We start from the raw sequence: 25,104 nt of genomic DNA on the forward strand, positions 1-25,104 counted from the left end.
GTACTCCCATCTTATTTTATGTATTTATTTAGTAAGGTAATCAGAAAGAAAATCTATTCGATCGTTGCCCCAGAATATTTGGTCGTCGACAAACATCATTGGGGCACCGAACACGCCGCGCTGGATCGCCTGGCTCCGGGCCTTGCGATATTCGTTCTGTCCGATCGGAGAATCGACGAATGCCAGCAGCGCATCGGCATCGAGGCCTGCCGCTGTCGCGCAAGCGGCGAGTTCGCCGCGGTCACGCGGATCGATGCCCTGGCCCCAGATCCGGCGATACGCGTCGGTCACGAACTGTTCAGCCCTGCCGTGCTTTCGGGCGTACATGACCGCGCAATTCCAGTGTGCGCAGTCGAAGCTGGCCGGAAAGTTGAGGGGCACGCCATAGCGCTCGGCCCAACGTTCGAGATCGGCTTTCATCACCTTGATCTTGGGCAGGACCTCGCGGTTCGAGGGTCCATAGTTGCCGGCGGCAATCTTGGCTTCGGGTATGTCGATCGGCCAGTAGTCGACCTCGCACCCCGCCGCCCGGGCGATTTCCGGCAGCTTGAGCTGCGCAAGGTAGCTGAACGGGCTGATGAAATCGAAGTAGAAGTCGATCGTGCGGGTCATGCGGGCTCAAGGTCGAATCCGACCATCTCCCGATAGTTGTCCCAGAAGCCGATGATCGCGCCCTCGGTGACGAGATGGTCGGCATCCTCCGCTCGGCCGCCACCCATCGCGATGTAGGACGTCGCGCTTGCCTCGCCGACGATGGCGTCCTGGACAATTTCCACCGCTTCGCCGTCTTCCATCGAAATGAGCCCGGCGGGGCCGATCAGGTTGGCTTGCTTGAGCCGGATGGCCTGCATTTCCGCATCGTCGTCCTGGTAGCCGAAATGGGTCCAGACGAGCTCGAATTCATCCGGCCCGTAGGTCACCGTCTGGCGCACCGCGAGCGTGTTCTGGATCTGCTGAAGGACCAGATTGGGGTAGACCGCAAGGATCACCAGCGTGACGTTATCCGCGAACTCCTGCCGACCTTTCAGCAGCGACATGTCCTGCAGCTTGAATTCGGTGTCGAAGGTGCGCGCATCGCCATAGGCCTGCTTGTCGGCGGCATCGTCGTTGCTGGCCGCGATCGAATAGAGCAGCGAGTGGCGTTTGTTGGCATCCATCAATGCCTCACCTGTCTGGGTCGAGCGATAGAGACCAAACGTGTTGTGGAACAGGTGCAGCAGGCTGGCGTGGTAGGGATCGCGGGTGTTCTCGGCGTAGAGCTTCCAGTTCCCGCGGATCCGCTGGCGCTGGTCGCCCAGCACGGTGATCGGCTTGCACATGATCCGCTCGATCTGCTCAACCACGATCGGACCGAGGAAATCGCGGCAGGATTCGACAGTTTCGGAGAAAGAGGCAAACACCAGACCGCCAACGGTTTCGGTGCGCAGCTGGCGAAGATTGTGCTGGGACATGTCGAAATCGCCCGGCATCCCGCCCTGTCCCTTGAGGCCGCGGCGGAAGGGAACCCCGATCAGGTTCCCCTTCAGATCGTAGGCCCATTGGTGGTAGACGCATTCCAAGCTTGCGCGGTTGCCGCGCATTTCGCGGCAGACCAGGGCACCGCGATGGGCGCAGCGATTGACCACGACATGCAACGAGCCGTCGCTGTCGCGCGTGAGGATCACCGGTGTTTCGCCCACGAAGGTCGATTTGAAATCACCCGCCTGCGGAACTTCAGCCTCAAGTCCGACGAAGGACCAGCAGTTACCCTTGAAAATGTTCTCCTGTTCGCGATCGTAGTACTGGCGATCAGTGAAAACGCGGTACGGAACCCGGCATCCTGCAGTGGACGGGGCTTGATCGAAGGCGTCTGTTTGCTGGCGAATGGACATAATTGGGTGCTTTCAACTTTGCAGCTAGATCGGGCGGACCATCATCGTATCGATGAGGTGGGTGTCGAAGATCGCGGTCTTGGAAAGGAAGCGCGGGGCAGCCCCGGAAACGTCGATTTCATCAACATATTTTCCGGAATTGTAGATCGACGTCTGACCGTCGTTGCGCGTCATCAGGACCACATAGTTGGTCTGTGTGGTGACGATCTGCCCGCTCGTCGACTTCACGCGGGTCGGACCGAGAATATGCCGGTAGCTGTGCGCGGGAAAAATGTTGGCGCGGCGCAAAGACACGATGCGATCGACCAGCATGCCGCGGCTGTCGCAGAACACCGCGGCCAGATTCAGCGAACGATTGTGGTTCTCCGCAGAGATCACACTGTATCGACAATTTTCCTCGAACAGGTCGGGCCATTCTTCCAACCGGTCGTCATCGATCAGTTCCGCGTGAAGCGCATTAACCTGCGCAGCGGCATGCTGTAACTGCATCTGCTCAAGGGTGGGAAGGCCCATCATGCTGCCTCTTCGGGCTTCGCGATGCAGACCCAGCCATCCTCGATTTCGACCGGATATGAGACGATCGCCACCTGGCAGGGAAAGGCCTTGGCCGCCCCCGTCTTGATGTCGAACGAGCCGCCGTGAAACGGACATTCGATGACATCGCCGTCCTGGTACCCGTCGGTAAGCATGGCATTGCCGTGGGTGCAGAGATTGTCGGTAACGAAGATCTCGCCATCGACATTGTATACAGCGAGCGCAGGCATCCCTTCGGCGAAGGCCGCAACAGGCTCACCGTCCTTCACGTCGGCGACTTCACAAAGGCGTAATTTTTTCGACATGGTCGATCTGTTTCCCTGTCAAGAACTGATTCAAATTGAGATTGTCAGAGCAGCGGAATGTCCATCCCGTAACCGGCTGCCTCGTTCCCGTGCCCGAAGATGTCGCGGGTGTAGTATTCCTGCTGGCTCGGCGCCTGGCGCGCACCCCAGCCAAATTCCCACAGCCAACCCGACGGGTTAGCGCAGTAAAATGTCAAGGCCTGGTCGTTGGCGTGCTTGCCCAACTGGAGCGCTACGTCGATCTTCTTCGCACGCACAACGTCATGGGCCATGCCGAGATCGTCGAGATCGGTGTATTCGAACATCAGGTGGTTGATGCGCTTTTCCATCGGTCCGAGGCCGAAGGCTACCGAGTGCTGGCGCTCGTTGCAGTGCATGAAATAGGGCTGGGCGACCATGCCGTTGGGCAGGTGGAGATGGTATTCAACCGACCCGCGCAGGCCGAGCAGTTCATAGAACTGGGCCGCCGCCTCGACATCGTCCTGGCGCAGGATGCAGTGCCCGATCCCTTGCGAGCCGGTCAGGAACTTGCCGAACATCGGGCGTCCGGGATGAAACGGCTTGTGCGTATCGACCTGGGGGCCGAAGAAAATCTCGGTCGGGTTGCCGCCCGGATCGGCCAGCTTGAGCAGCCCGAGAACCCGGCGTTCGCGCGCCTCGGCTTCGGTGCCCACGGTGAAGGGGATTTCCGCCGCGCTCAGCTTTTCCTGCATCGCGGCGAATTCCTGCGGCCCGGCCACGCGCCAGCCCATGTAGGCCAGGTCATCGCTGCCATCAGCGTGCAGGACGATGCGGTGATGCCAAAGGTCCATCCGCAGATAGAGCCGGTCCCCTTCGCCTTCATCGACGACTTCCATGCCGGCGACTTCGGCGGCGTAAGCGCGCCAGGCAGCGAGATCGGAAACGGAAAGACCAAGATAGCCGAGTTCGGTGACGACCGACATAGTTCAAATTCTCCCAATTCACCCCAAAGCGGGGACATTTTGCGTTTTGCTGGCCGCCTTGCTTCGATTCGAGTCGCCAGTTTCAGCCATTTCTGCGCAATCATCTACCAGAGCGTTTTTCATTGTGCAATACGTTGCACGACGTGAGAGAATGCTGTAGCAAGAGGTGCGTTTCGCGTTTGATTCGCGGAGGCAAGGGTTACCCGAAGCACGGAACGGGAGAGGATAGATGGAGCTTGCTGAGAAAATCGGCGGCAGGATTGCCGACTTGCAGGGCTTGAAAGAGCGCATGCGCGCTTGGCTCAAGAAGGATCACGAGCGCGGGATCTTCCAGCTGGACCGCGCCGCTTTCACCGAAGCTGCGCTGTTTGAGCTCGAAATGAAGTACATCTTCGAGCGCAACTGGGTCTATCTGGCGCATGAGAGCCAGATCGCTAAACCTAACGATTTCATCACGACCAAGATCGGGCGCGTTCCTGTCCTGGTCACCCGTGACAAGACGGGAGAGGTCCGAGCCTTCGTCAATGCGTGTTCGCACCGTGGCGCGCGCATTTGCCGCGAGCGGGCCGGGAACAAGCGCAACCACATGTGCCCGTTCCATGGTTGGACGTTCTCGTCCGGGGGCGACCTGTTGGACGTCACCGATGAGAGCATCGGGGGCTATCCGGAGGCATTCAATCGCGCTGATTTCGGGCTTCAGCCGGTCGCCCGGGTGGAAAGCTACCGTGGCTTCATTTTTGCCAGCCTCTCCGCCGATGTCGTCCCGCTGGTCGATCACCTCGCCGGCGCGCGGGATTTCATCGATATCTTGGTGGACCAGTCCAAGTCCGGCGCAATGGAAGTTTTGCCCGGAACCAACCGCTACCGCTATCACGGCAACTGGAAGATGCAGGTCGAGAACGGGCTCGACGGCTATCACGTCATGACCACGCACGCCAACTACTTCATGACGGTTCAGCGCCGCGTCGAAGGCGTTTCGAAGAACGAAACCAAGGCGATTAGCTTCGACGGCTTCACCGCGCGCGATGGCGGGTCGTTCTCGTTCCACAACGGGCACACTGTGTTGTGGGCCGACTATGCCAACTTCATGGATCGCCCCAATTTCGAGATCGTCGACTGGCTCGAAGAGTCCTACGGCGCCGAAAAGGCCAAGTGGATGAACAAGCGCATCCGCAACCTGCAGCTGTTTCCCAACGTCTTCCTGATGGACCAGACCAGCACGCAGATCCGCATCATCCAGCCGCTGGCGGTGGATGAGACCGAAGTCAGCACGGTGTGCATCGCCCCGGTCGGCGAAAGCGCCGAGGCGCGGGCCCTGCGGCTGCGTCAGTATGAGGATTTCTTCAATTCGACCGGCATGGCGACCCCGGACGACCTGACCGAATTCAACAACTGCCAGACCGGCTATGGCGCCGGCGAAGGCCGCTACAACGAGATGTCGCGCGGTTCGACGCGCTGGGACACCGGCCCGGGCAAGTTCGGCGAGCCGCTCGATTTGAATGTGGTGCTGAGCAGCCCGGCGGTTGCCGACGAAGGCCTCTATGTGGCGATCCATGACGAGTGGCTCACGCTCATGGAAAAGGCCATCGACAGCGAGTGCAGCGAGCTTGCCGCCTTCCTTGAGCGTTCGCTGGAGAAGGCATGATGACCGCATTCCATTCGCGCTGGCTGGCGGTTTCCCGCTTCATCGGTCAGGAAGCCATGGCGCTTGACGACAAGGACTGGGATGCCTGGCTGGCGCTCTATCACGAAGATGCGGAATACTGGGTTCCAGCCTGGGACGATCACGAACGGCCGACTGCGGATCCGCAGAACGAAGTCTCGCTGATCTACTATCCCAACCGGGGCGGGCTTGAGGATCGGGTGTTCCGGATCAGGACCCGGCGCTCGGCGGCGAGCACGCCGCAGCCACGCACGGTTCACCAGTTCTCCCTGCTGTCTGCTGAGGAGAGCGATGGCCAGGTGCATGCGCGGACGTCTTGGACCACGGTTTCGGTGCTGGAAGGAAAAGTCGCCACGCTCAGCGGGTGGGCCTTCTATGACCTCGAACCTCGGGATGATACGTTCGTGATCCGCCGCAAGAAGACGGTTGTCGTCACCGACCTGTTCCAAGAAGTAGCCGATGTCTACAGCCTCTGAGCGGGTGCGCCCCGTCGTCGGGACGATGATCGGCGATCCCGCCGGGATCGGACCGGAAGTGGCGGTCGGGGCGCTGGCCGACGGTGCCGTCCACGCGGATTCGATCCCCGTGCTGGTCGGGTCTGCTGCGGCGGTAGAGCGGGCGCTCGATTTCACTGGCATCAAGGCACGGCTGCGGGTGATGCGCAGCTTCGAAAAACCCAGCGACGATCCCGCGATCATCGACGTTATCGATACCGGCGCGCTGCCCGATGGCGTTCTGCCCCTGGGCGAGGACACCGAGGCCGCCGGGCACGCCACCGCGCAATGGCTGGATGAGCTCGACGCGTTGGCGCGCGACGGCTCCTTCGCGGCGACGATCATGGGGCCGATCAGCACTGGTTCGCTTAAACTGGCCAAGAAGCTCGACAGGGTCATCAGCCCGACCCCGGGCGAAAGCTATCTGGTGCTGCTGACCGGGCCGCTCAGGGTTGCGCACCTGACCGACCACATGTCGCTGCGGCAAGTGATCGACGTTATTTCAGCCGATCTCGTCGCCACGGCGGTGGGGCAACTGCACGAGGCCATGCAATCGTGGGGCATCGCCCAACCGCGGATCGCGGTTGCCGGTCTCAACCCACATGCCATGGGCGACGAGGATCGCCTTGAAATTGCGCCTGGGATTGAAGCGGCGCGGGCAAGGGGCATCGATGTCGAAGGGCCTATCGCGCCCGATTCGGTCTTCCGCCAGTGCATCGAGGGCCGTTACGACATGGTCCTCGCGATGTTCCACGATCAGGGTCACATCGCTGTCAAGACCTGGGGCTTTTCGGGCAACAGCGTCATCATCATGGGGCCACCGTACCTGCACATGTCGGTCGCGCATGGCACGGCTTACGACATTGTCGGAACCGGCAGAGCCGATGCAGCGATGATGCTGAGCGCGATGCGCACCTGCGGGCGTCTGGCCTCAGGCCAGGGCTTCGAACAGGCCTAGGGAGAAGACCATGAACGCCAAAACCATGCCCGTCGCCGCGGGGTCGGAGCCGACTGCGGTCGATTACGCAGTCTATCACAGCCAGGCGATCTTCACTGCCGAACAGGAAAACATCTTTCGCGGACAGACCTGGTGCTACCTCGGCCTCGAAGCCGAGCTGGCCAACAGCGGCGATTTCCGTTCGACCCATGTCGGCAATACTCCGGTGGTGGTGACGCGGGCAACCGATGGCACCATCCATGCCTGGGTAAATCGCTGCGCCCACAAGGGCGCAACCGTGTGCCGCTCGCTGCGCGGTAACCAGGCCGACGGGGCGTTCGTCTGCGTCTATCACCAGTGGGCCTACGACGCGACCGGTGCGCTTGTAGGCGTGCCGTTCCGGCGGGGGATGAAAGGCGTGGGCGGGTACCAGGCCGATTTCGATCCAGCCGAGCATTCGCTGGAAAGGCTGCGAGTGGAATCCTTTGCAGGCATGGTGTTCGGCACGTTCAGTCCGGCCATTGCCCCGCTTGAAGACTTTCTCGGTCCGGTGATGCGCAAGTATATTTCTCGCGTCTTCCAGCGTCCGGTCAAGGTGCTGGGTTATGCGCGACAGTTCATGGCCGGCAACTGGAAACTCTATTCGGAAAACAGCCGTGACAGCTATCACGGGGCACTGCTTCACCTGTTCTATCCGACCTTCGGCATATACCGTCAGAGCCAGGAAAGTGCAGGCGAGCTTTCGGAAGAAGGCTTCCACAACGTGTTCACGGTGTCGAAGCCCAAGGGCGATGTCGACTACGACTCGTTCGGTGACGAGGCCAACCGCGAGATGCAGGGTGAGGCCAAGTTGCAGGACGAGCGCCTGCTGGCATTCCGCCCGGAGATCGCTGATGATGTCGGACTGCACATCCAGTCGATCTTCCCGTCTGTCGTTGTCCAGCAGATCCAGAACACCCTCGCCACCAGGCAGATCGTGCCCCACGGGACCGACAGGACCGAGCTGGTCTGGACCTATTTCGGTTACGCCGACGACGACGAGGAAACGACCCGCCACCGGCTGCGCAACCTTAATTTGGTTGGGCCATCCGGGCTGATCTCGATGGAAGACGGAGAAGCGGTGGAGCTGTGCCAGCAGGGGACGATCGGCGCCGAAGGCAAACGCAGCTTCGTCGAAATGGGCGGCGACGACGTGCGCCAGTATTACGCGCCGATGGGCATGGATGAAAATTCGGTGCGGGGGTTCTGGAAGGGCTATCTCGGGCTGATGGGCAATGCCCTGGCCGATCTCGCAGCGGAGGGCCGGGCATGAGCGCTGCAGCCGAAGTAGCGCAAGTCGCGCAAAGTGCGATCGACGATTTCAACGCGGCTTACGGGCTTTGCCTTGATGATGACCGGCTCGAGCAATGGCCCAACCTGTTCGTTGACGATTGCCTGTACCAGGTGATCGCGCGAGAGAATGTCGATAACGGCTTGCCAGCGGCGGTGATGTATTGCGACAGCAGGGCGATGCTGGTCGATCGGGTGGTCGCGCTGCGCAAGGCAAACGTCTTCCCCGAACATTTCAACCGGCACCTGATTGGGCGTGCGGTAATCACCGGCGTGGAAGGCGACCAGGTTTCTGCTGAAGCCAGCTATGTCGTCTTCCAGACCCGTAATGATGGTGAAACGCGCATCTACAATGCCGGCAAATATGTCGATCGGTTCGATCTTAGCGGTGGAACCGTTCGACTGAAAAGCCGGACCTGCATCTATGACACGCTGCGCATCGCCACGCTGTTGGCGACCCCGATCTGAGCCAATCCCCAATTTCCTGTTTTCCCCAGAAGGAGACTGTCCATGAAGCTGTTCATTAGCCCTGGTGCCTGTTCGCTCGCTCCGCATATCGCCCTGCGCGAAACCGGCGCCACTTTCGATACGGTGAAGGTCGATCTGGCGACCCGCAAGGTCGAGACCGGAGACGATTTCCTGACGGTCAACCCGTCGGGCAAGGTTCCGGCGCTGACCCTCGACAGCGGCGAAACCCTGACCGAAAATCCCGCGATCCTGCTTTACATCGCCGACCAGAAGCCGGAAGCCGGCCTGGCGCCGCGCGACGGCACCATGGACCGGTACCGCCTGCTCAGCCGGCTGAGCTTCCTGGGTTCGGAGTTCCACAAGGCCTTCGTGCCCCTGTTTACGCCCGGCACCAGCGATGAAGCCAAGGCAGCCGCTACGACCGCAGTCAAGAATCACTTGGCCGCGCTCGATAAGGATCTCGCCGGCAAAGAGCACTATGTGGGCGCCGATTTTAGCGTGGCCGACATCTATCTGTTCGTGATACTGGGCTGGCCTGCCCATGTCGGGATCGACATGAGCGCCTATCCCGCGCTGGGCGCCTATTGCGGTCGGATTGCGCAGCGGCCTGCGGTTGGGGCGGCACTCAAGGCTGAAGGTCTCATCTGATCGAAGAGCGCGGGGCGGCGGCGATTGCCGTCGCCCACGTCGTTCTTCATTTGCAAATGCGTTTCAAATAGTGCAATGGATGAGGCTGCTGGCGACAGAGACGGCGATTCGGCGTTCAGGTCCAGCCGAATGCAAAATCATCGAGGCGGGAAAGGATCGGAGGGTAGAATGGCAGACGCGACTTTGGACACGACCCGTCCGGAAATTGGCAAGTCGCTGGTTGTCGGCGGAAGCTCGACCAATTACCACGACGTCGGCGAAGGCGACCCGGTGCTGCTGGTCCACGGATCGGGCCCCGGTGTGACAGCCTGGGCCAACTGGCGGCTGAATATGCCGATCCTCGCCGAGGATTTCCGGGTCATCGCGCCCGACATGTTCGGCTTCGGCTATTCGGACAGCAAGGGCCGGATCGAGGACAAGCAGGTCTGGGTCGATCAGCTCGCCGGCTTTCTCGACGGGCTGGGAATCGACAAGGTTTCGATCGTCGGCAATTCTTTCGGTGGCGGGATCACACTGGCGTTCATGATTGCCCACCCCGATCGGGTGGAGCGCGCCGTTCTGATGGGACCTGCAGGGCTCAACTTTCCGATTACCCCTGCGCTCGACAAGGTCTGGGGCTATGAACCCTCGGTCGAGGCGATGCGCGAATCGCTCAAGTACCTTGCCTGGGATCACAGCCGCCTGACCGAGGATCTGGTTCAGTCGCGCTATGTCGCCAGCGCCCGGCCCGAAGCACATGAACCCTATCATGCAACGTTCGGCGGCGCCGACCGCCAGGCCAACGTGGCGATGCTCGCCAGCCGCGAAGAAGACATCGCCGCGATTGAGCACGAAACCCTGATTTTGCACGGGATTGCCGATCAGGTAATCCCGCTGGATTCGACCGTGCGCCTCGCCACGTTGTTGAAGCGGGCCGACCTCCACCTTTTTGCCGAATGTGGCCACTGGGTCCAGATCGAGCGGATGGCGAGTTTCAATCGGACTGTCGCAGAGTTCTTTAAAAGTGGCCTCAAGGCCTGATCGGAGAGGAGTAAACGTCATGGCTCTAACAGGTGTCATTCGTCCTGGTTACGTGCAGCTCAGGGTTCTCGACCTGGACGAAGCCATTTCCCATTATCGGGATCGCATCGGCCTGAATCTTGTCAGCCGTGACGGCGACCGCGCTTTCTTCCAGGCCTTCGACGAGTTCGATCGCCATAGCATCATCCTGCGCGAGGCCGATCATCCCGGCATGGACGTCATGGGCTTCAAGGTCGCCAAGGATTCAGATCTCGATCACTTCGCGGAACGCCTGCTCGATTTCGGTGTGCATGTCGATGTGGTCCCGGCTGGCGAAGATCCAGGGGTTGGCCGCAAGATCAGGTTCAATACGCCCACACAGCATGTGTTCGAACTTTACGCCGAAATGGAACTTTCGGCCACCGGTCCGGCGACCAAGAACCCGGATGTTTGGGTGGTTGAGCCACGCGGGATGCGCGCTACCCGCTTCGATCACTGCGCGCTGAACGGCGTGGACATTGCCGCCTCGGCGAAGATCTTTGTCGATGCGCTCGATTTCTCGGTGACCGAGGAGCTGGTCGATGAGGGCAGCGGCACCCGCCTAGGCATTTTCTTGAGCTGCAGCAACAAGGCGCATGACGTCGCCTTCCTCGCTTATCCCGAAGACGGCAAGATCCACCATACGTCGTTCAACCTCGAATCCTGGCACGACGTCGGCCATGCAGCCGACATCATCAGCCGCTACGATATTTCGCTCGATATCGGGCCGACGCGTCACGGGATCACCCGCGGCCAGACGATCTATTTCTTCGATCCCTCGGGTAACCGCAACGAAACCTTCAGCGGCGGTTACATCTATTATCCCGACAATCCGCAGCGCATGTGGCAGGCAGAGAGCGCCGGCAAGGCGATCTTCTACTACGAAAAGGCGCTCAACGACCGCTTCATGACGGTGAACACCTGATTATGGACGGGGTGGTTTCGGTCCGGACGGTAGGCCACGAACTGGCGCTCAAGGCAGCGGCTGCCGCCGTCGCCACGGGTGCGGCGGCGGGCTGTCCGGTCGTTGCCGCGGTGGTCGGTGCCGGGGGAGATCTGGTCGCGTTCGTCCGCGCCAGCGGCTCCCCTTCGCCATCCGCAAAGATCGCGCAAGATAAAGCTTACAGCGCCGCCAGCTTCCGCGTCCCGACGCCGGATCTCTATGCGATGGTTTCCGGCAATCCGGCCCTGCGCGACGGAATCGTCGCGCAGCCGGGATTAGCAATGTTCGGCGGCGGCCTGCCGATCGAAATCGCCGGTGTATTCGTCGGTGCGATCGGTGTTTCCGGCGGGAGCGAAGCGATGGACGTCGAATACGCCAACGCCGGTCTCGCTGCGATCGGCGCAAGGCAATTCTGACGCACCATGGCCTCCGGCCAACTTAGGTATTATGCTCCAATGACCTCAACTTCCTCCTCTCCGGTCACCGAAACTATCCTGAACTTCATTGACGGTTCCTATCGCAAAGGTAGCGAGGGTAAGTCGTTTCCCAACGTCAATCCGGCCACCGGTTCGCAGATCGGGCTTGTCCACGAAGCAAGCCAGGCCGACGTCGCAGACGCCGTGACTGCGGCCAAGGCAGCGCTTACCGGGCCATGGGGCAAGATGACCACGGCCGAGCGGGTCAAGCTGATCGCCGCCGTGGCGACCGAGATCGAACGACGAGCGGATGATTTCCTGGCTGCCGAAGTGGCCGACACCGGCAAGCCGCGCCACGTTGCCTCGCACATCGACATTCCGCGCGGGGCCGCCAACTTCCGCATGTTCGCGGATGTCGTCTCGACTATGCCGGGCGAAAGCTTCAACACATCGACCCCCGATGGCGGCCAGGCGCTCAACTATACCGTGCGCAAGCCCAAGGGTGTGGTCGCGGTGGTCTGCCCGTGGAACTTCCCGCTGCTGCTGATGACCTGGAAGGTTGGCCCGGCGCTGGCCTGCGGCAATACCGTGGTGGTCAAGCCGTCCGAGGAAACGCCTCGGACTGCTGCCCTGCTGGGTGAAGTAATGAACGCGGTGGGCATGCCCAAGGGTGTCTACAACGTCGTCCACGGATTCGGTCCGGGTTCGGCCGGCGAATTCCTCACGTCCAACCCCGATGTCGATGCCATCACCTTCACCGGCGAGACCGGCACCGGACAGGCGATCATGCAGAAGGCCGCGATCGGCGTTCGCGACATTTCGTTCGAACTCGGTGGCAAGAACCCGGCGATTGTGTTCGCCGATGCCGACCTCGACAAGGCGGTCGAGGGTCTGTCGCGCTCGGTCTTCCTGAACACCGGGCAGGTCTGCCTCGGAACCGAGCGGGTCTATGTCGAGCGACCGATCTTCGACGCCTTCGTGGCGCGGATGGCGGCGGCGGCGCAGGGCTTCAAGCCGGGCGTGACCGGTGATCGCGCCTATCTCGGCCCGCTGATCAGCGCCGAGCACCGCGAGAAAGTGCTGGGTTACTATCGCCGTGCGGTCGAGGACGGGGCCACCGTGGTCACCGGCGGCGGCGTTCCCGAAATCTCGGGTGCGGAAGCCGGTGGCTTCTTCGTGGAACCGACGCTGTGGATCGACGTCGCCCACGGCGATACCGTGATGCGCGAGGAAATCTTCGGACCGTGCTGCGGTATCGTGCCGTTCGACAGCGAGGACGAGGTGATCGCACTTGCAAACGATACGGTTTACGGCCTGTGCGCCTCGATCTGGACCGAAAACATGTCCCGCGGACACCGCGTGGCGGCGGCGATGGACGTGGGGGTGTGCTGGGTCAATTCCTGGTTCCTGCGCGATCTGCGCACGGCTTTCGGCGGGTCCGGCCATTCCGGCATCGGCCGGGAAGGCGGGGTGCACAGCCTCGAATTCTACACCGAGATCACCAACATTTGCGTGAAGCTGTAAGACGATGACAATTGATCCCAAGACTATCGAACAAGCGGCCTTGGCCCTGCGCGGCGCGGCCGAAACGGGGAAGCCTGTCAGCCCGATCCGCGACCTGATTTCGGCTGGTGGCGTCGAAGCCGCCTATGCCGTGCAGGAAGCCAACACCAAGCACTACCTCGCCAATGGACGGCGCCTGGTCGGCCGCAAGATCGGGTTGACCTCGATCGCGGTCCAGCGCCAGCTTGGGGTGGATCAGCCCGACTATGGGATGCTGTTCGCTGACATGGACGTGCCGGAAGGCATCCCGGTGTCGCTCGACCAGGTGATCCAGCCCAAGGTTGAGGCCGAGATTGCGATCGTCGTTGGGCGGGATTTGCCCCACCCCGACATGACGACCGCCGAAATGATTCGCGCGGTCGAATATGTCGTTCCGGCAATCGAGATCGTCGACAGCCGCGTCGCAAACTGGGACATCAAGATCTGGGACACGATCGCCGATAATGCCTCGAGCGGGCTGTTCGTGCTCGGCGCGGTGCCGCGCAAGCTCGACGGGCTCGATCTGCGCAGCTGCGGCATGGTCATGGAAGCCAAGGGTGAGCCGATTTCGGTCGGTGCCGGGATCGCCTGTCTGGGCAGCCCGATCACCGCCTCGCTGTGGCTGGCGCGGGTGATGGCCAAAGCGGGGCGTCCGTTACTCGAAGGCGATGTAATCCTGTCGGGCGCGCTCGGGCCGATGGCCGGGGTTGCGCGCGGCGATGTGGTCGAAGCCCGGATCAACGGAATCGGAACGGTCCGCGCCGCGTTCGCCGCTGACTGAATTCAAATTGGAGGCTGGTCAAATGGCCAAGATGAAGTGCGCAATTATCGGCTCCGGCAATATCGGGACCGACCTGATGATCAAGCTGCTCAAGGGTTCGGATACACTGGAGCTAGCGGCGGTTGTCGGGATCGATCCGGCCTCCGAAGGGCTGGCGATGGCCAGCGAACGCGGCGTCCCGACGACCCACGAAGGAATCGAGGGCCTGTGCCGGATGCCGCAATATGCCGATATCGGCATCGCCTTCGATGCGACCTCGGCCTATGCGCACAAGGCGCACGACGAAATCCTCGCCCGTGACGGCAAGCTGATGGTCGACCTTACCCCGGCCGCGATCGGCCCGGCGACCATTCCCCCGGTCAACCCGGCGGTCGATGCCGCGGTGCGCAACATCAACATGGTGACCTGTGGCGGGCAGGCGACAATCCCGATCGTCGCGGCGGTCTCGCAGGTCGCCAAGGTGCACTACGCCGAAATCGTCGCGTCGGTTTCGTCGCGTTCCGCCGGTCCCGGCACCCGTGCCAACATTGATGAGTTCACCCGCACAACGGCGCGGGCGATCGAAACTGTCGGCGGCGCGGCCAAGGGCCGGGCTGTGATCATCCTTAATCCCGCCGAACCGCCGATGATCATGCGTGATACGATCTTCACGCTGTCGGAAATGGTCGATGAGGACAAGGTGCGCGATTCGGTCCTGGCTATGATTGCAAGGGTGCAGTCGTACGTGCCGGGCTACCGGCTCAAGCAGGAAGTACAGTTCGAACGCTTTGGCTCGAACCGGCCGCTCAATATCCCCGGCTACGGTGAATTCGAAGGACTCAAGACCAGCGTGTTCCTCGAGGTCGAGGGCGCGGGCGATTATCTGCCCAACTATTCCGGCAACCTCGACATCATGACCGCTGCCGCCAAGGCGGCAGGCGAGAGCCTGGCCAAGACTCATATGGAAAAGACTGCAGCATGACCTTTGATCCAACATCTGATCGGCTCTACATCCAGGACGTGACCTTGCGCGACGGGATGCACGCCATCCTGCATATGTATGGCACCGACAGCGTCCGCACGATCGCTAAGGCGCTTGACGAGGCAGGGGTGGATGCGATCGAGGTCTCGCACGGCGATGGCCTGAACGGTTCGACCTTCAATTACGGATTTGGCGCCCATACCGACTGGGACTGGATCGAGGCTGCCGCCGACGTAATCAAGAACGCGGTGCTGACAACGCTTCTGGTGCCCGGTATCGGCACCGCCGAAGAACTCAAGCGGGCCTATTCGATGGGAGTGCGCTCGGTCAGGGTCGCGACCCACTGCACCGAGGCCGACGTCGGCAAGCAGCACATCGGCATCGCGCGCGATCTGGGCATGGACGTATCGGGCTTCCTGATGATGAGCCACATGATCGAGCCCGAGGCGCTCGCCCAGCAGGCGCTGCTGATGGAAAGCTATGGCGCGCATTGCGTCTATGTCACCGACAGCGGCGGGGCGCTCGACATGGATGGCGTGATTGCACGTCTCCAAGCCTATGACCGGGTGCTCAAGCCCGAAACCCAGCGCGGCATCCACGCGCACCACAACCTGTCGCTGGGCGTGGCCAACTCGATCGTCGCCGCTCAGGCCGGCGCGGTGCGGATCGACGCGAGCCTTGCCGGGATGGGTGCGGGAGCCGGTAACGCACCGCTCGAGGTGTTCATCGCCGCCGCCAACCGCAAGGGCTGGAAGCACGGCTGCGACGTGATGGCGCTGATGGACGCGGCGGACGACATCATCCGTCCGCTTCAGGACCGTCCGGTGAGGGTCGATCGCGAGACGCTCAGCCTGGGCTATGCAGGCGTCTATTCAAGCTTCCTGCGCCATGCGGAAAAGGCAGCGGAACAGTACGGAATCGATACCCGCGAGATCCTCGTCGAATTGGGCAACCGCCGGATGGTCGGAGGCCAGGAAGACATGATCATCGACGTTGCACTTGATCTGATCAAAGCCAAGGCGAACTGAGATGGACAGGCTTGCACGCTACGCCGAAACCCTCGACACCGCTGCTCGCGAGGCGAATGCTACGCCGCAGATCACGCCTGTAGATACGGAGTTCTCCGTTACCGAGGCGTACCAGGTGCAGAAGCTCTCGGTCGATCGACGCCTGTCGCGCGGCGAGCGACGCATCGGCGTGAAGATGGGGCTGACCAGCCGGGCCAAGATGCAGCAGGTCGGTGTCGATGAGGTGGCCTGGGGCAGGCTGACTGATGCGATGCTGGTCGAGGAAGGATCCGCCCTTTCGCGCGCGCGCTACGTCCACCCCCGGGTCGAACCGGAAGTCGCCTTTCTGATGAAGGCCCCGCTGGTCGGTAAGGTGACTGCCGCCGCTGCGCTGGCAGCAGTCGAAGCGATCGCCCCGGCGATGGAGATCATCGACAGCCGTTACGAGAATTTCAAGTTCGCGCTCGAGGACGTGATCGCCGACAACACTTCCTCGTCGGGGCTGGTGATCGGATCCTGGCACGATCCCCGGATCGATTTTTCGAATCTGGGCGTGATCCTCGAAATCGATGGCGAGGTGGTACAGGTCGGGTCGACCGCGGCGATCCTTGGCCACCCCATCCGTTCGCTGGTTGCTGCGGCCCGGCTGGTTGCCGAAGCGGGCGAAGAGATCAACGCCGGTGACATCGTCATGGCTGGCGGCATCACCGCCGCGCCCAACCTGGCTCCCGGCCAGACCGTGCGGACGACCGTGCAGAACCTTGGCGCGGTCATGTTCCAGGTGGAGGCCTGACATGCCGATCATCGAGGTCAACCTGCTCGAAGGGCGCCCGCCAGAAGCCAAAGAGCGGCTGATCAAGGCTCTGACCGATGCTGCCATCGATGCGATCGGGGCCCCGCGTGAGTCGGTTCGCGTCATCCTTCGCGAGATGGCGCCGGCCCATTTCGCGGTAGGCGGGCAGAGTCTTGCAGCCAAGGCCGCCGGTGCGAAGCAAGTCAAGGTCGAAGAAGATTGGTCGGATGACAGCTGATTCACATCAAATCACATTGGTCGGTGGCGGACAGTTCCCTTGCCGGGGGGATGAACGCGTACTGACCGCGATGGAACGTAGAGGGGCTGACCACATAAGCATTGGATGTCGCGGTGGTGGTTGCGGAGTTTGCCGAGTTCGCGTCGTCGAAGGCAAGTACCGGACAGGGAAGATGAGCGCCGCCAAAGTTTCCGCGGCAGACCTGCGCCAAGGCTATGCGCTCGCCTGTCGGCTCTACCCATTGGATAACCTACTGATCGAAGTTTCATGAATTGAAGGGAGAATCGTGATGGCTACGCAGTTGAAAAGTACAGAAAACGAATACGGCATAAAGTCCGAGTACGGCCATTATATCGGCGGCGAGTGGATTGCCGGGGACAGCGGCAAGACCATCGATCTGCTCAATCCCTCGACCGGCAAGGTGCTGACCAAGATCCAGGCCGGCAACGCCAAGGACATTGAGCGTGCGATTGCCGCTGCCAAGGCTGCTTTTCCCAAGTGGTCGCAAAGCCTGCCCGGCGAGCGCCAGGAGATCCTGATCGAAATTGCGCGCCGGCTGAAGGCACGCCAGTCGCACTACGCGACGCTCGAAACGTTGAACAACGGCAAGCCGATGCGCGAATCGATGTTCTTCGACATGACCCAGACTATCGGTCAGTTCGAGCTGTTCGCTGGCGCTGCCTATGGCCTGCATGGCCAGACGCTCGACTATCCCGATGCGATCGGCATCGTTCACCGCGAACCGCTGGGTGTCTGCGCGCAGATCATCCCGTGGAACGTACCGATGTTGATGATGGCGTGCAAGATCGCGCCCGCGCTGGCCTCGGGCAACACTGTCGTTCTGAAGCCGGCCGAAACGGTCTGCCTTTCGGTGATCGAATTCTTCGTGGAAATGGCTGATCTGTTGCCGCCGGGTGTGATCAACGTCGTCACCGGCTATGGCGCGGACGTGGGCGAGGCGCTGGTCACCAGCCCCGATGTCGCCAAGGTCGCCTTCACCGGGTCAGTAGCGACTGCGCGCCGGATCATCCAGTACGCCTCGGCCAACATCATCCCGCAGACGCTCGAACTCGGCGGCAAGTCTGCACATATCGTTTGCGGCGATGCCGACATCGACGCGGCGGTGGAAAGCGCGACCATGTCGACCGTCCTCAACAAGGGCGAAGTGTGCCTGGCCGGTTCGCGCCTGTTCCTGCACGAGTCGATCCAGGACGAGTTCCTGGCCAAGTTCAAGACCGCGCTGGAAGGGATCCGACAGGGGGATCCGCTCGACATGGCGACCCAGCTGGGTGCCCAGGCATCGAAGATGCAATTCGACAAGGTTGAAAGCTACCTGCGCCTGGCCACCGAGGAAGGGGCCGAGGTCCTGACCGGCGGCAGCCGCTCGGATGCCGCAGATCTGGCCGATGGCAATTTTATCAAGCCGACCGTGTTCACCAACGTCAACAACTCCATGCGGATCGCGCAGGAAGAGATCTTCGGACCGGTCACCAGCGTCATCACCTGGAGCGACGAAGACGACATGATGAAGCAGGCCAACAATACAACTTACGGCCTCGCTGGCGGCGTCTGGACCAAGGACATCGCCCGAGCCCACCGGATTGCGCGCAAGCTCGAAACTGGCACGGTCTGGATCAATCGCTACTACAACCTGAAGGCCAACATGCCGCTGGGCGGTTACAAGCAAAGCGGCTTCGGGCGTGAATTCAGCCATGAAGTGCTGAATCACTACACCCAGACCAAGTCGGTGGTGGTAAACCTCCAGGAAGGTCGCACCGGAATGTTCGATCAGTGATCGGCAAGCAACGATCATTGGGAGAAACGATGTGACTGCAAGACTCGAAGGACAGGTGGCGCTGCTGACCGGCGGCGCCACCGGGATCGGCGCGGCGGTCGTCGCCCGCTATCTCGAAGAAGGTGCAAAGGTAGGCGTCCTGGTCAGAGACGCCGACCAAGCTGACATGGTGCGCATGCGGCATGGCAAAGAAATAGTCGTGGTTGAGGGTGATGTCCGCAACTATTCCGACAACCAGAACGCGATTGCGGCGACCGTGGCTACCTTCGGCAAGCTCGACGTGTTTGTCGGCAATGTCGGCATCTGGGATTTTATGACCCCGCTGGCGGACATGGATCCGGACAAGCTCTCCGAAACGCTGGACGAGATTTTTGGGGTCAACGTCAAGGGCTACTTCTTCGGTGCCCGCGCTGCAATCCCGGAACTCAGGAAGACCAAGGGCAGCATCATTTTCACGGCCTCGACCTCGAGCTTCTATACCGGCGGCGGTGGCACGCCCTATGTGGCATCGAAGCACGCGGTCATTGGTCTGATCCGCCAGCTGGCATGGGAACTTACCCCCGATGTCAGGGTCAACGGCGTGGCTCCGGGCGGCACCAGGACACCCCTGGGCGGCACCAAGGCGGGCGGAACGGCCGATGTCCACCTGGAGGACATGGAAGGCCTCGACGCGATGATTGCCGGGATGACGCCGCTCGCGCGGATCGCTGAACCGGATGATCACACAGGGCTCTATGCCTTGCTAGCCTCGCGTCGGGACTCGGCCTACATGACAGGAACGGTTTTGCTCAGCGATGGTGGCATGGGCATTGGCAAACGCCCCGGAAGCTGAAGCGGCTTAGATCTCTCCACCCTTGGCGGGTGCTCGATTCGTCGAGCGCCCGTCTTTTTTTTACGTGCGATTGCTGCGATCAAGAAAGCGGTCGGCCGAAATGACCGAACGTGAGAGGCCGGCGGCGAGCAATTGCGCTTCGGCAAAGTCGATCATCGCCGGTGGGCCACACAGATAGGCTTCGTGCGCCGCCAGGTCTGCAACGCCCGCAATCTGCTCGGTGATCAGCCCACGCGCTCCTGCCCAGTCGCTGTCTGGCTCTTCATCCGACAAGGCCGGGACGAATTCGAAAGGGGCCATCCAGCGTTGACGAAGGGCCGCAATTTTGTCGAGGGCATAGAGATTGGACTGACGGCGCGCACCGTACAGCAGGTGCACCGCCCGGTCTGCGCCCCGGTCAAGCGCCTGCTCCAGAATCGAGATTATCGGCGCTAGACCACTACCCCCTGCGATGCAAAGAATGGGGGCAGTGCTGTCCTTGAGGGCGAATTGCCCATAGGGGGCGGTAACCTTCAGCTCCATTCCGGTGCGATCGGTGCAGAACAGCCAGTCGGTAAATGCGCCGCCCGGAACGTGCCGGATGTGAAAATGCAGTTGCTGGGTGGGTTCGCCAGCCGTCGCGAAGGCGAATGAATAACTGCGTGCACCTTCGATGCCGGGAGCGGTCAGATCAGCGTATTGTCCGGGAGTGAAGGCCAATGGCCGATCCAGTTCGATGGTCAGCCCGATGATATCCTCGCACAGCCGTTGTGCAGCGACGATGGTGCCGCGATATGTAGCAATGGCGATCCCTTGCGAGAGTGGCGCATCAACCGCGATTGTCAGATCCGAGCGCGGAATGGCCTGGCAGGCGAGGCGAAAGCCGCTGCGCAGTTCGTCGCCCTCAAGTGCAAGGGCCGACGGGCTCAATTCGCCGATCTTGCCAGACACGAGCTTGAACTTGCAGGTACCGCACGAGCCAACCTTGCAATCGTGCGGCATGGCCAAACCCGCGTCCAGCATCGCTTCAAGAAGTGTCTTGCCCGCCGGTATGTCTAGCGTGGTCGGCGATCCTTCCACGGTTACGGTGTTCATCTTGGATTTGCGCAGGAAAGAAAACATTGTCGGGTTTGTCCGAAATGGGCGGGCGGAATCCGCAGTTGCGGATTGTCGCCCGAATGAGGGTGGACGATTGGCCTGGCGTTCAAGTGCTGGCCAGCCAGCGCGGCCAACCAGCCTGTGCGTTGGCCTGATCCGCCAGCTTGCGTTCGCCGGGGGTGGCGAAACGTTCGTCCCAGTCCTTGAGGCGCGGTTGCGCGATGAAGCGGAACCAGACCGGCGGGATCAGTCCGGCGGCGAAGCACAGGAACAGTGAGGGCATCTGCGGTGCCTGCGGTTCGGGCTTCAGCGCATAGAAGGGGATATGCCCGTCAAGGTGATGGTTGATGTGGTTGGTGATTTCCGCACCGATCGGCCGGACGATCGCTCCGAGATGGTTCCAGGCGTGATGGAGCTCGATCGGCGCCCCTTCGACCCGGATCAGGCCATAGTGCTGGAAATAATTGAACCCTTCCACGAACATCTTTCCCAAAAGCATGGCACCGATGGCAGTCAACGCAGCGGCAAGCCCCGCCGTCAGACCCACATAGGCGACAATGCCGCCCGAAAGCAGCGGAAACAACCACATCACATTCCGCCAACCGAGCCGAGCATGGCCCAGCTTGCCGAGGATTTCGACCGTCTTCTCCCATGAGTCCTTGTAAGAACCCCAGGTCGCCTGGAACACGAAGCTGTAGATGGTCTGCCCGCGCCGAGGGGTATCGCTATCCTTGGCCGTGTCGAGATGTACGTGGTGGGTGACGATATGGGCGATATCGCGATTGGGGTCGCCGTAGAATGCGCTCAGACACTTGGCGACATAGCGTGGAAACCAGTGGCGGCGGTGCATCAGCTCGTGCGCTACCGGCAGGGTCGGCACCGCCGAGAGCCAGCCCAGGCTGAGCAGCGATCCGGCCAGTTGCCAGCTTGAATTGTCGGCGCCGGTGATCGGGTTGATCCCCTTTGTCACCGAAGCGGCAAAGGCCCAGACGAGCAGGATCATCAGGGGCAGTTGCAGGTACATCGCGATGTCACCGAGCATGGCGGCGCCCTTCGCGCGGACTTTGTGATCGGGCGGCAGCAGCAGGTCCAGAGCCATTAGAACCGGGAATGTAGCCGCGCCCAGCCAGACGTAGCTACCGCCGAGCATGAATCCGATAACGCCCGCCAAGGTCATGACTGGGATGAGAAAATACCGTAGTCCGTCCATCGGATTTCTCCCGAGTTATTTTGCTCTGGCCTTGACCGTCGAGGCAAGGGTGAGGGCGGCGGCGGACCGCCGCCCTCGGGGGTGGTAAGTGTCAGTACTGATAGGCGAGCTTGAGGAACCATTCGCGCGGACGCGAGAAGCTTGCGGTGGCGGCGCCGCCGATGTCGAGATCGACGTACCCGCCTTGGATGTATCGTTTATCGGTCAAGTTGGTGACGCCGCCAGTCACGGTGAAGTGTTCGCTTTTGTCAGTGAACGACGCGCTCGCACCGAACACGCTATATGCTGGCTGAAACAATTGCGGGCTATTTACCGCATCCTTGAAGGTGCCGCTTTGATGGAACCAGTCACCACGAAGCGTCAGTTTGCCGGCTTGCCCTTCATAGACATCCGCATTGATAGCTGCCGAAGCTGTCCACTCGGGTACGAAAGCAAATTTCGAATCCGTGGTGACGGGGGCGGCTGCTAAGTCGATGTCGGTGTAATAGGCATCCAGATAACCTACACCAAAGGTCAACTGAACCTGATCGATTGGAGCCGCTTCGCCCTCGACCTCAAATCCCTTGATCCGGCCGGTGCCCGCATTTCGTACCTTCGGTGCGATTCCCTCATTAACAACGATCTGCATATCGGAATAATCGGAGAGGAACGCAGCCAGGTTAAGGCGAAGCCGCCGGTCGAAGAACTCGTTCTTGAGGCCGATTTCGTAGGATTCAACGAATTCCGGCGTGAACGAGGGGGTCGCGATTTCCGCCGGGAAGATGCGTTGGCTGAACCCGCCGTTCTTGAACCCCTTCGAATACGAAGCATAAATCAGTGTATCGTCGGTGATCTTGTAGTCCGCCGAAATCGCCGGGGTCCATTCCTTCGCCTTTGCCTGGACCTGGACAGCCGGCATCGTGTGGTTGCCTCCGGGGTTGGTTGCCGAAGGCTCGCACCCGCCTGGAAGCGGGAAGCCGGCAAAGGCTTCGAACCCCGGAACACCTGGTGGGATCACGCCCGGCACGGCCTGCCCGACGATGCACTGGCTGAAGGCAATGAAAGCGCCATCGGGATAAAGCGAAGAAAGCACCGGATCGAACCGCGACCGATCATTGTAAATGACCTGTAGCGACGGATCGAACCGCTTGGTTTCGTTGGTGTAACGAATGCCTGGCGTGATTGAGAACCGGTCGGTTACTTTGAATGTCGCTTGCAAGTAGGAAGCGTAACTGTCGTTGTCGATCTCACCCCCGGAGAAGAACTGGGCGAACCCGAATTCGAGCGGCTCTTTGTCAATGCCCTTTTCTTTCAAATAATAAGCGCCCAAAACAAAATTCACGCGATCATCCAATATGCTGCCAGTCAGCTGCAACTCCTGTGATGCCTGCCAAAGATCAATATTGTTGGTAAGTTGGAGAACATCGTGCGGGGTGCCATCGAAATCGTATTCGAAGACAGACTTCTGATCGCGGTAAGAGCTGATCGACTTCAGGCTGATGTCGCCGAAGTCATAGTCCAGGGTCAGGTTGACCCCCCACAGATCGAAGTCCGAACGGTTGTTGCCGCCAGCCCAGGTGGTGTCGGGATCGCCTGTGATCCAGCGCGTGCTGGCGCAATCCGGGTTGCTGGTCGGCGCTAGTGTACCAGGTATCGGACCGGTGGGCCCGAACCCGCCCCAAGCCGCGCCGCAGGCGCCCGTAGCGGCTCCGGCCGCAGAGATCTTGTTCCAAAAATACATCGAGCTCGGCGCGGCGATCAGACGATTGGAACCGCCCGGCGGCGCACTGTTCGGAATTTCGACAAAGCGCAGCGGGACGGCCTGGTCCTGCAGTTCGATCAATGAGATAGCCGTTTGTTCCTCGCGGCGGATGTTGACGTCACCGCTCAGGTTGACGGTCAGCTTGTCCGTCGGCTCCCACTTGAACGCAAGCCGGGCACCGAAGCTGTCTTTGTTGCCCTGGCGTCCGCCGTCGAACAAACGCTTCTGGTAGCCGTCGCGGGTTTCATAGGACGCGACGGCCCGCATTGCGAGATTGTTGCTAAGGGGCACGTTGACCATGCCTTTGAAGTCGGCGCGGTTGAACCGGCCGGTCGCCGCTTCGAGCTTCATGTCGAAATCGTACTGCGGTTCGACGGAATTGACGACGATCGCGCCGCCGATGGTGTTCTTGCCGAACAGTGTGCCCTGCGGCCCGCGCAGGACCTGGACGCTCGAAATGTCGGCCATGTCGAGCAGCGCGCCAACCGAGCGGGCGACATAGACGCCATCGACATAGACGCCCACGCCCGGGTCGACGGTGATATTGAAATCGGTCTGGCCCACGCCGCGGATGAACGAGGTGATCGAGGCGCTCGAACCCGAAATGTTGGCGACCGGCTGGATGTTCACATTAGGAGCAAATTTAGCGACCTGTGCGACATTGTTAATCTGCCGTGCTTCGAGCATTTCTGCGTTCATTGCCGTGATTGCAACGGGAGTTTCCTGCAGATTCTCGGCTCGCTTGCGCGCCGTCACGATGATCTCGCCAAGCCCGCCGCTCGCCGCATCTTCAGCCTGAGGCTCACTTGTTGCGGCGTCCTGCGCATGCGCCGCCATCGGTGCGAGCCCGATTGATCCGACGATCGCCGAGGCGCTGGCGCGCAGGACGACCTTCCTGAAATTGATCGATTGCTTTGTCATTGGTGTCATTCTCCCTATTGTTGATGTATTTTTATTTATAAGCGTGGATAGACTAAACGTAGATGTTGAGGTTCTTGCTCAGCAGCACGTTGTGCTTGAGGATCGCACGGCGTTTGACCAGTTGAAAGCTGTTGCCGACCTGGCGCCAGATATCGATACGGTTGCCGATCAGCGAATCCTCGTCGCGTTCGTTGCGATTGCGATAGGCATAGAAGTTCGAATAGACCCGGAACTCGTCGGCGTTTTCGGTAAGCTCCACCTCGACGTTGGTGATGATATGGGTGTAGCGCGTCGCCGGATCCTCCGACCAGGCCGTTCCGGTCTCGAGCCGCGAAAGCCGCTTGAGGATTTCGGGCTTGCTGTCGTTGTAATAGGCCATCCGGGTCAGGTCGGTCACCTGATCGGTCTTGTCCCGGCGGTAGCGGGTTTCGATTCCCGGCATGTGGTAATGCAGGTCTTCCGCCAGCATCTCTGCCCAGTCGGCATAGTTCTCGGTGTCGAGCAGGCGCGCTTCGCGATAAAGCGTCTGGGCCAGCGCGTGGGTCAGTTCGAGCGATGCGGCAGTGCCTTGGCGTGTGCGCTCGAGGGTTGCGGTGTCGGTCATGGTTGTGATTCC

At 61.1% G+C, this 25,104-nt stretch carries 27 protein-coding genes; 18 read left to right on the forward strand and 9 right to left on the reverse strand.

Features of this window, described 5'->3' with window-relative positions:
- Window positions 1–24: 24 nt before the first annotated feature.
- Genes FHS75_RS06090 through bphC form a run of 5 tightly spaced genes read right to left on the reverse strand, consistent with a single transcriptional unit; the run spans window position 25 to window position 3,654 of the window.
- Complete coding sequence (locus FHS75_RS06090) at window positions 25–612, reverse strand: 2-hydroxychromene-2-carboxylate isomerase (RefSeq protein ID WP_179406820.1); 588 nt, start codon at window positions 610–612, stop codon at window positions 25–27.
- On the reverse strand, window positions 609–1,871 hold the full coding sequence (locus FHS75_RS06095; protein ID WP_179406821.1) for an aromatic ring-hydroxylating dioxygenase subunit alpha: 1,263 nt from the start codon (window positions 1,869–1,871) through the stop codon (window positions 609–611). Before FHS75_RS06095 ends, FHS75_RS06090 begins: the two co-directional genes overlap by 4 nt.
- A gap of 24 nt (window positions 1,872–1,895) precedes the next feature.
- A complete protein-coding gene (locus FHS75_RS06100; protein ID WP_179406822.1) occupies window positions 1,896–2,387 on the reverse strand; it encodes an aromatic-ring-hydroxylating dioxygenase subunit beta in 492 nt (163 codons plus the stop codon).
- Window positions 2,384–2,710: a non-heme iron oxygenase ferredoxin subunit gene (locus FHS75_RS06105; protein WP_179406823.1), complete on the reverse strand. Its 327-nt coding sequence runs from the start codon at window positions 2,708–2,710 to the stop codon at window positions 2,384–2,386. Before FHS75_RS06105 ends, FHS75_RS06100 begins: the two co-directional genes overlap by 4 nt.
- A 44-nt stretch (window positions 2,711–2,754) precedes the next feature.
- A complete protein-coding gene (gene bphC / locus FHS75_RS06110; RefSeq protein WP_179406824.1) occupies window positions 2,755–3,654 on the reverse strand; it encodes a biphenyl-2,3-diol 1,2-dioxygenase in 900 nt (299 codons plus the stop codon).
- Between the two features lie 229 nt (window positions 3,655–3,883).
- On the opposite strand from bphC, the gene FHS75_RS06115 reads away from it, so the two are divergent.
- The 18 genes from FHS75_RS06115 to hcaB all read left to right on the forward strand — a co-directional run bounded on the left by FHS75_RS06115 (window position 3,884) and on the right by hcaB (window position 19,539).
- Entirely contained in the window at window positions 3,884–5,299 is a 1,416-nt protein-coding gene (locus FHS75_RS06115; protein WP_179406825.1) for an SRPBCC family protein, read from the forward strand.
- Window positions 5,296–5,793 (forward strand): aromatic-ring-hydroxylating dioxygenase subunit beta, encoded by a 498-nt coding sequence (locus tag FHS75_RS06120; RefSeq protein ID WP_229735733.1) that lies wholly within the window; start codon window positions 5,296–5,298, stop codon window positions 5,791–5,793. The genes FHS75_RS06115 and FHS75_RS06120 overlap by 4 nt, the downstream gene beginning before the upstream one ends.
- Window positions 5,777–6,769, forward strand: a complete 993-nt coding sequence (locus tag FHS75_RS06125) for a PdxA family dehydrogenase (protein WP_179406826.1) — start codon at window positions 5,777–5,779, stop codon at window positions 6,767–6,769. The genes FHS75_RS06120 and FHS75_RS06125 overlap by 17 nt, the downstream gene beginning before the upstream one ends.
- A 10-nt stretch (window positions 6,770–6,779) precedes the next feature.
- Window positions 6,780–8,060 (forward strand): aromatic ring-hydroxylating dioxygenase subunit alpha, encoded by a 1,281-nt coding sequence (locus tag FHS75_RS06130; RefSeq protein WP_179406827.1) that lies wholly within the window; start codon window positions 6,780–6,782, stop codon window positions 8,058–8,060.
- Window positions 8,057–8,545 carry an aromatic-ring-hydroxylating dioxygenase subunit beta gene (locus FHS75_RS06135; protein ID WP_066762504.1) on the forward strand — a complete coding sequence of 163 codons (489 nt, stop codon included), beginning with the start codon at window positions 8,057–8,059 and terminating at the stop codon, window positions 8,543–8,545. Before FHS75_RS06130 ends, FHS75_RS06135 begins: the two co-directional genes overlap by 4 nt.
- 42 nt (window positions 8,546–8,587) lie before the next feature.
- Window positions 8,588–9,193: a glutathione transferase GstA gene (gene gstA, locus FHS75_RS06140; RefSeq protein ID WP_179406828.1), complete on the forward strand. Its 606-nt coding sequence runs from the start codon at window positions 8,588–8,590 to the stop codon at window positions 9,191–9,193.
- A gap of 168 nt (window positions 9,194–9,361) precedes the next feature.
- Window positions 9,362–10,213 carry an alpha/beta fold hydrolase gene (locus FHS75_RS06145; protein WP_179406829.1) on the forward strand — a complete coding sequence of 284 codons (852 nt, stop codon included), beginning with the start codon at window positions 9,362–9,364 and terminating at the stop codon, window positions 10,211–10,213.
- A 19-nt stretch (window positions 10,214–10,232) separates the two neighbouring features.
- On the forward strand, window positions 10,233–11,156 hold the full coding sequence (locus FHS75_RS06150; RefSeq protein WP_179406830.1) for a catechol 2,3-dioxygenase: 924 nt from the start codon (window positions 10,233–10,235) through the stop codon (window positions 11,154–11,156).
- 2 nt (window positions 11,157–11,158) lie between these two features.
- Window positions 11,159–11,590: a GlcG/HbpS family heme-binding protein gene (locus tag FHS75_RS06155; RefSeq protein ID WP_010891019.1), complete on the forward strand. Its 432-nt coding sequence runs from the start codon at window positions 11,159–11,161 to the stop codon at window positions 11,588–11,590.
- Between the two features lie 39 nt (window positions 11,591–11,629).
- Window positions 11,630–13,114, forward strand: a complete 1,485-nt coding sequence (locus FHS75_RS06160) for a 2-hydroxymuconic semialdehyde dehydrogenase (protein ID WP_179406831.1) — start codon at window positions 11,630–11,632, stop codon at window positions 13,112–13,114.
- Window positions 13,115–13,118: 4 nt separating this feature from the next.
- Window positions 13,119–13,913, forward strand: a complete 795-nt coding sequence (locus tag FHS75_RS06165; protein ID WP_179406832.1) for a fumarylacetoacetate hydrolase family protein — start codon at window positions 13,119–13,121, stop codon at window positions 13,911–13,913.
- Window positions 13,914–13,935: 22 nt separating this feature from the next.
- Complete coding sequence (locus FHS75_RS06170; protein ID WP_066762514.1) at window positions 13,936–14,874, forward strand: acetaldehyde dehydrogenase (acetylating); 939 nt, start codon at window positions 13,936–13,938, stop codon at window positions 14,872–14,874.
- Window positions 14,871–15,902, forward strand: coding sequence for a 4-hydroxy-2-oxovalerate aldolase (gene dmpG / locus FHS75_RS06175; protein WP_010891015.1), 1,032 nt, complete (start codon window positions 14,871–14,873; stop codon window positions 15,900–15,902). Before FHS75_RS06170 ends, dmpG begins: the two co-directional genes overlap by 4 nt.
- Window position 15,903: 1 nt before the next feature.
- Window positions 15,904–16,674, forward strand: a complete 771-nt coding sequence (locus FHS75_RS06180; RefSeq protein WP_179406833.1) for a 2-keto-4-pentenoate hydratase — start codon at window positions 15,904–15,906, stop codon at window positions 16,672–16,674.
- Window position 16,675: 1 nt separating this feature from the next.
- Complete coding sequence (locus FHS75_RS06185; protein WP_179406834.1) at window positions 16,676–16,912, forward strand: 2-hydroxymuconate tautomerase; 237 nt, start codon at window positions 16,676–16,678, stop codon at window positions 16,910–16,912.
- The gene (locus FHS75_RS06190) at window positions 16,902–17,183 is read left to right on the forward strand and encodes a 2Fe-2S iron-sulfur cluster-binding protein (RefSeq protein ID WP_082924270.1); all 282 of its coding nucleotides are present in this window, start codon (window positions 16,902–16,904) and stop codon (window positions 17,181–17,183) included. The genes FHS75_RS06185 and FHS75_RS06190 overlap by 11 nt, the downstream gene beginning before the upstream one ends.
- A gap of 30 nt (window positions 17,184–17,213) precedes the next feature.
- On the forward strand, window positions 17,214–18,707 hold the full coding sequence (locus FHS75_RS06195) for an aldehyde dehydrogenase family protein (RefSeq protein ID WP_229735734.1): 1,494 nt from the start codon (window positions 17,214–17,216) through the stop codon (window positions 18,705–18,707).
- 31 nt (window positions 18,708–18,738) lie between these two features.
- Window positions 18,739–19,539, forward strand: coding sequence for a 3-(cis-5,6-dihydroxycyclohexa-1,3-dien-1-yl)propanoate dehydrogenase (hcaB, locus tag FHS75_RS06200; RefSeq protein ID WP_179406836.1), 801 nt, complete (start codon window positions 18,739–18,741; stop codon window positions 19,537–19,539).
- Between the two features lie 60 nt (window positions 19,540–19,599).
- Here hcaB and FHS75_RS06205 read toward each other — a convergent pair whose 3' ends face one another.
- The 4 genes from FHS75_RS06205 to FHS75_RS06220 form a co-directional block, all read right to left on the reverse strand.
- Window positions 19,600–20,640: a 2Fe-2S iron-sulfur cluster-binding protein gene (locus FHS75_RS06205; RefSeq protein WP_179406837.1), complete on the reverse strand. Its 1,041-nt coding sequence runs from the start codon at window positions 20,638–20,640 to the stop codon at window positions 19,600–19,602.
- Window positions 20,641–20,722: 82 nt separating this feature from the next.
- On the reverse strand, window positions 20,723–21,826 hold the full coding sequence (locus FHS75_RS06210) for an alkane 1-monooxygenase (protein WP_179406838.1): 1,104 nt from the start codon (window positions 21,824–21,826) through the stop codon (window positions 20,723–20,725).
- A gap of 91 nt (window positions 21,827–21,917) precedes the next feature.
- On the reverse strand, window positions 21,918–24,488 hold the full coding sequence (locus FHS75_RS06215; RefSeq protein WP_179406818.1) for a TonB-dependent receptor: 2,571 nt from the start codon (window positions 24,486–24,488) through the stop codon (window positions 21,918–21,920).
- Between the two features lie 52 nt (window positions 24,489–24,540).
- A complete protein-coding gene (locus tag FHS75_RS06220; protein ID WP_179406839.1) occupies window positions 24,541–25,092 on the reverse strand; it encodes a 3-phenylpropionate/cinnamic acid dioxygenase subunit beta in 552 nt (183 codons plus the stop codon).
- Window positions 25,093–25,104 lie beyond the last annotated feature (12 nt).

The organism is Novosphingobium marinum (assembly GCF_013408095.1).
Classification (GTDB): Bacteria; Pseudomonadota; Alphaproteobacteria; order Sphingomonadales; family Sphingomonadaceae; genus Novosphingobium; species Novosphingobium marinum.